5 protein-coding genes are annotated in these 5,388 nt (G+C 77.3%); 2 read left to right on the top strand and 3 right to left on the bottom strand.

What is annotated here, in order from left to right; all coding sequences use genetic code 11:
* Nucleotides 1-29: 29 nt before the first annotated feature.
* Genes AAHH18_RS17010 through AAHH18_RS17000 form a run of 3 tightly spaced genes read right to left on the bottom strand, consistent with a single transcriptional unit; the run spans nt 30 to nt 2,067 of the window.
* Nucleotides 30-914 (bottom strand): glycosyltransferase family 2 protein, encoded by an 885-nt coding sequence (locus AAHH18_RS17010; RefSeq protein WP_283319712.1) that lies wholly within the window; start codon nt 912-914, stop codon nt 30-32.
* The gene (locus tag AAHH18_RS17005) at nt 911-1,327 is read right to left on the bottom strand and encodes a DUF2304 domain-containing protein (protein WP_343302421.1); all 417 of its coding nucleotides are present in this window, start codon (nt 1,325-1,327) and stop codon (nt 911-913) included. Before AAHH18_RS17005 ends, AAHH18_RS17010 begins: the two co-directional genes overlap by 4 nt.
* Nucleotides 1,324-2,067, bottom strand: coding sequence for a glycosyltransferase family 2 protein (locus AAHH18_RS17000; protein WP_283319710.1), 744 nt, complete (start codon nt 2,065-2,067; stop codon nt 1,324-1,326). Before AAHH18_RS17000 ends, AAHH18_RS17005 begins: the two co-directional genes overlap by 4 nt.
* A 101-nt stretch (nt 2,068-2,168) precedes the next feature.
* On the opposite strand from AAHH18_RS17000, the gene AAHH18_RS16995 reads away from it, so the two are divergent.
* Nucleotides 2,169-3,290 (top strand): glycosyltransferase family 4 protein, encoded by a 1,122-nt coding sequence (locus AAHH18_RS16995; RefSeq protein ID WP_343302420.1) that lies wholly within the window; start codon nt 2,169-2,171, stop codon nt 3,288-3,290.
* A 107-nt stretch (nt 3,291-3,397) separates the two neighbouring features.
* On the top strand, nt 3,398-5,388 hold a 1,991-nt coding region (locus tag AAHH18_RS16990), incomplete at its 3' end, for a peptidoglycan recognition protein family protein (RefSeq protein ID WP_343302419.1).

The following is a 5,388-nucleotide window of genomic DNA, read 5'->3' as shown; positions in this document are numbered from 1 at the left end:
GCCGCGCGGCCGGCCGGCGCACCCCGGCCCTACGGCCGCAGCGCGTGCCGGAGCAGCGTGCGGACCGCCGCGCGGTCCCGGGCGCGCAGGGCCGTCGGCAGCAGCGTGGCGGCGTACAGCCGCGACGTGACGTGCAGGCGCGCCGCCCGCGCCGCCCGGCGCCACCCCTGGCGCGCCATCAGCTCCGCGGCCAGGTCGAAGTACTCCCGCTCCCCCTCGAAGCGCGAGCCGTCGAGCAGCTTCACCGACGACGCGCTCGCGCTGTGCCGCCGGTAGGCGAACACCTCGGTCGGCTCGACCACGAGCCGCGACCCGGCGAGCACCATGTCGAGCACGAGCGCCAGGTCGAGGATGATCGGCAGCCCCGGCCGGAACGGGGTGCGCTGCACGGCCTCGCGGCGGAACACCAGCGACGGCCAGTACAGCCAGTCGCCGTGCAGCAGGCTCGTGGCCAGCGGCTCGCCCGCGAGGACGCGCGTGCCGGTGCCGCGGGGGCGGACGAGCCGCTGCTTCACGGTGTCCGCGAGGGGCCGCGACGGCTGCCCGTGCTCGTCCACCACGACCACGCCGGGCTGGATGATGTCGGCGTCCGGGAACCGGCGGTGCGCGGCCGTGACCACCGCGACGAAGTCGGGCAGCAGCACGTCGTCCGAGCCCGGGACGGCCACGAGGTCGGCCTCCGCGAGCGCGACGCACTGGCGGAACACCTCCGCGATGCCGCGGTTCTCCGGGTTGCGCAGGTAGACGATGCGCTCGTCCCCCAGGGACGCGAGCCACTCGCCGGCCCACGGGTCGGGGTTCGCGTCGTCGACGACGGTGAGCCGCCAGCCCGGGTCGGTCTGCGCGAGCACGCTGCGCACGGTCTCGCGCAGGTACTCCGGGTCGCCCCAGTAGGGCACCATCAGGTCGATCACGCGGCAGGACCGTCCGCGCCGCCGGCGCCGTCGACGGGGCCCGCGGGGTCGGCGGGTGCCGCGCGGCTCGCGGTGGCCGCCAGCCGCTCGACGTCGAACCGCACCAGCGCGATCTCCTCCGCGAGCGTCCGGGTCTCCTCCTCGAGCGTGGTGATCTCCGCGCTGAGCTGGATGCACACGAGCAGCAGGACGATCAGGGCAAGCGCGAACAGCAGGTTGCTGGGCGTCTGCACGCCCACCCAGTCCGCGAGCGCGGCGACCGCGCCGGGGAACGCGCCGAACACGCACACGCCCACCCCGACGACGATCCACGTGATCGCGTACTTCTCCCGCAGGCGGCGGGTGCGCAGCAGCAGGACCAGGAACACGACCAGCGCGACGCACGCCGCGAGGGCGAAGGGGTAGCCGCTCACCGGTGCACCCCCGCCGGGACCTGGCCGAGCGGCCGCGACACCGCGATCAGGAGGGCGAGGACGGCGCGACCCAGGAACAGGGCCGCCTTCGCCGGGTTGTGCGACGGCGTGCCGCCGGCCCGCGGGCGCATCTCGACCCCGATCTGCCGCACGGTCAGCCCGGCGCGGCACGCGATGACGAGCGACTCCACGGTGTCGCCCAGGTACTCCGCCGGGTACTCGTCGGCGAACAGCAGGATGGCGCGGCGGTTCGACGCCCGGAACCCGGACGTCGTGTCGGTCAGCCGGGTCCCGGCGATGCGCGAGAGCACGCCGGACAGGACGGACATCGCCCAGCGGCGCGGACCGCGCACGGAGTAGGACCCGACGCCGGCGAACCGCGCGCCGATCACGACGTCGGCGCCGTCGGCGAGGGCGTCGACCACCCGCCGCACGTCGGCCGGGTCGTGCTGGCCGTCGGCGTCCACCTGGACCGCGGCGTCGTAGCCCTCCCGGGCCGCGAAGCGGTAGCCGGCGCGCATCGCGCCGCCGACGCCGAGGTTCAGCGGGAGGTCCAGCACCATCGCGGTGCCGCTGGCGCGCGCCACGTCCGCGGTGCCGTCCGTCGAGCCGTCGTTCACGACGAGCACGTCGGCCTGCGGCAGCGCAGCCGCCAGCTCGGCGAGGACGCCCGGGAGCGCCTCCCGCTCGTTCCAGGCCGGGACGATCACCAGGAGGCGCGGTGTCGGGTCTCCGGTCACGGGCCACTACCTTAGCCGGAGCGGGTCGCCGCCGGGCGCACCCCCGAACCGGGCGCCCGCGGGGCGGGCCGGGGTCGGCCGGACGACGAGGAGAGCACGGCATGCGGGTCCTGATCGACGCCACGGCGGTGCCCGCGGACCGCGGGGGCGTGGGGCGGTACGTCGACGAGCTCGTGCCGGAGCTGGACCGCGCCGGCACCGACCTGGTGCTCGTGGTGCAGGCCCGCGACGTGGCGCACTACCGGGCGCTCGCGCCGGGCGCCCGGGTGGTGGCGGCGCCCGCCGCGGTGGACCGCCGCCCCGTGCGCCTGCTGTGGGAGCAGGTCGCGCTCCCCCGGCTCGCGCGCCGCGTCCGCGCCGACGTGGTGCACAGCCCGCACTACACGATGCCGCTGGCCGCCCGCACGCCCGTCGTCGTCACGCTGCACGACGCCACGTTCTTCTCCGACCCCGGGCTGCACCTGCGCACGAAGGCCGTGTTCTTCCGGACGTGGACGCGCCTCGCCGTCCGGCGCGCCGCGGGGCTGGTCGTGCCGTCGCGGGCCACCCGCGCGGAGGTCGTCGCCGCGACCGGCGCACCCGCCGACCGCATGACCGTCGCCTACCACGGCGTCGACACCGCCCGGTTCCACCCGGTCGACGCCGCCGAGCGCGCCCGCGTCCGGGCGACGCTGGACGTGGGCGACCGGCCGTACGTGGGGTTCCTCGGCACGCTCGAGCCGCGCAAGAACGTGCCGGCGCTGATCCGCGGCTGGGTGCGGGCGTGCGAGGGCCTGACCGACCCGCCCGCGCTCGTGCTCGCCGGGGCGCGCGGCTGGGACGACGCGGTGGACGCCGCCCTCGCGGAGGTCCCCGGGCACCTCACCGTGCGCGTGCCGGGGTACCTCCCGCTCGACGACCTGCCGGGCTTCCTCGCGGGGGCGTCCGTGCTGGCGTACCCCAGCCTGGGCGAGGGCTTCGGGCTGCCCGTGCTGGAGGCCATGGCGTGCGGTGCCACCGTGCTGACAACCGAGCGGCTGTCGCTGCCCGAGGTCGGCGGCGACGCCGTCGCGTACTGCGGCACGGGCGCGGACGCGATCGCGGCGGCCCTGCGGGACCTGCTGGACGACCCCGCGCGGCGGTCCGCGCTCGCGGCCGCGGCGGTGCAGCGGGCGGCCGGCTTCACCTGGGCCGAGGCGGCCCGCGTCCACCTCGAGGCCTACCGCCGGGCCGCGCACGCCTGACCTGCGCGCACGCAGGAGCCCGTCCGCCGCCCCGCGCGTCGGGGCGACAGGACGGCCCCGAGATGGTGCGCTGAGGCCCTCGCCGCACTCACAGGGGGTACCTGACCATGGCACGACTGCGCCGTCCCGTGTCCGTCGTGGTGTCCGGCGCGCTCGCCGCCGGGCTGCTCACGACGCTCGCGCCCGCCGCGTCCTCCAGCCCCGCCCCGGCGGCCGGCAGCGCGGCGGACGAGCTGTCCGTCGTCGAGCTCGACCTGTCCGGCGTGAGCGCCGCGGCCCGCCCGGACCTGCCCGCGCCCGAGTCCGTGCCGACCGACGAGGGCGCCGGCGACGCCGCCCCCGACGCCGCGGCCCGCTCGACGGCGCCCGGCGCGCAGGACGCCGCGGGCACGACCGCCCTGCCCGGCGAGCCGGCGCCGGCCGACGGCGGCGAGCCGACCGCGGGCCCGACCGCCGAGCCGACCACCGAGCCGACCGCGGAGCCGACCCCCCGGCCGACCACCGAGCCGTCCGCGGCGCCCACCCCGGCCCCCACCGCCGAGCCGTCCGACTCCCCCACGGCCGGTCCCGCGCCGACGGCGCCGGGCGACGCGGCCGGCACCGGGCCGGTCGCCGACCCGGACGTCCTCACCGTCGAGATGGACACGGCACCGTTCACCGTCCTCGGCGTCACGTGGGACCGCACGCCCGGGCTGTCGGGCGTCGAGATCCGCTACCGCGTGCGGGTCGACGGCGCGTGGACCGACTGGGCGGGCGCCGAGTCCTCCGACGTCGCGCCGGACCCCGGCACCGACGACGCGGCGGCCGACGCGCGCGACGGCACCGACCCGATCGTGGCCGTCGGGGCCGACGGCGTGCAGATCTGGGCGGAGGCGGAGACCGGCACGGTGACGGGGCTCAAGGCCGTCCTGGTCGACCCGGGCGCCGACCCCGCGGGGACGGGCGAGCTGGCGACGACCGGGGCCGCGGCCACCGGCGGTGCCGCGGTCGGCACGGCGGAGTCGTCCGGCGACGCCGTGGTCCGCACCCTCGCCGCCACCGGTCCGGCCGCCGTCGCGACCGCGGCCGTCTCCGCCCCGGCGATCATCAGCCGCGCGGGCTGGGGCGCCGACGAGTCGATGCGGCCCTGCGACCCCGACTTCTCCACGCAGATCGTGTCCGCCGCGGTCCACCACACCGCGTCCGCCAACGGCTACTCCGCCGCCGAGGTGCCGGGCATCATCCGCGGCTTCTACGCCTACCACACGCGCCCGGAGGCCGCGGGCGGGCGTGGCTGGTGCGACATCGGCTACAACTTCCTCGTCGACCAGTTCGGGCGGGTGTTCGAGGGGCGGGCCGGCGGCATCGAGTCCACGGTGGTCGGCGTCCACACGGGCGGGTTCAACAGCCGGACCATCGGCGTGGCCGCCATCGGCAACTTCCAGACCACCACGCCCTCGGCGGCGCTGCTGGAGAGCCTGAGCCGGCTGATCGCGTGGAAGTTCGCCGTGCACCGCATCCAGGCGAACACGAACGTCACGATGGTGTCCGGCGGCGGGGCCTCGAAGTTCCCCGCCGGGACGAGCGTCTCGTTCCCCACGATCTACGCGCACCGGGACGCGCAGCTGACCTCCTGCCCGGGGCAGACGCTGTACGACCGGCTGCCGGACATCCGCAACCGCGTCGCGGCGCTCGCTAACGCCACGGTGGCGGCCTCGCCGGTCTCGCGGCTCGAGAGCCTGCGGGCGACGTCGTCGGGGATCCAGCTCTCCGGGTGGACGTTCGACCCGGGGTCGTCCGCGTCCCTGCAGGTCGCGGTCTCCGTGGACGGCGCGGTGAAGCGCCTGACCGCCGACCGGAGCCGGCCCGACGTGGCGAGCGCGTACGGCGTCGGCCCGTCGCACGGGTTCTCTGGCACGGTCCCGGCCGGCAACGGCCGGCACCTCGTGTGCGTGTCGTCCGTCAACGTCGGCTCGGGGCACGACGTGGTGCTGGGCTGCGCGTGGCTGACCGTGCGCAACGCGGCCCCGGTGGGCGTGGTCGAGCGGCTGTCGACCACGCCGGAGGGCGTGACGCTCAGCGGCTGGGCGCTCGACCCGGACACCACGGCGCCCGTCCA

The sequence above is a fragment of the Cellulomonas olei genome, assembly GCF_039548315.1.
Lineage (GTDB): Bacteria > Actinomycetota > Actinomycetes > Actinomycetales > Cellulomonadaceae > Cellulomonas.
The sequence above is the reverse complement of the archived record's forward strand: the minus strand, read 5'-3'. Positions and strand labels throughout refer to the sequence as shown.

Excerpts from the sequence above, each read along its gene's own strand:
- AAHH18_RS16995 (WP_343302420.1), top strand. The coding sequence starts at position 2,169 with ATGCGGGTCCTGATCGACGCCACGGCGGTGCCCGCGGACCGCGGGGGC.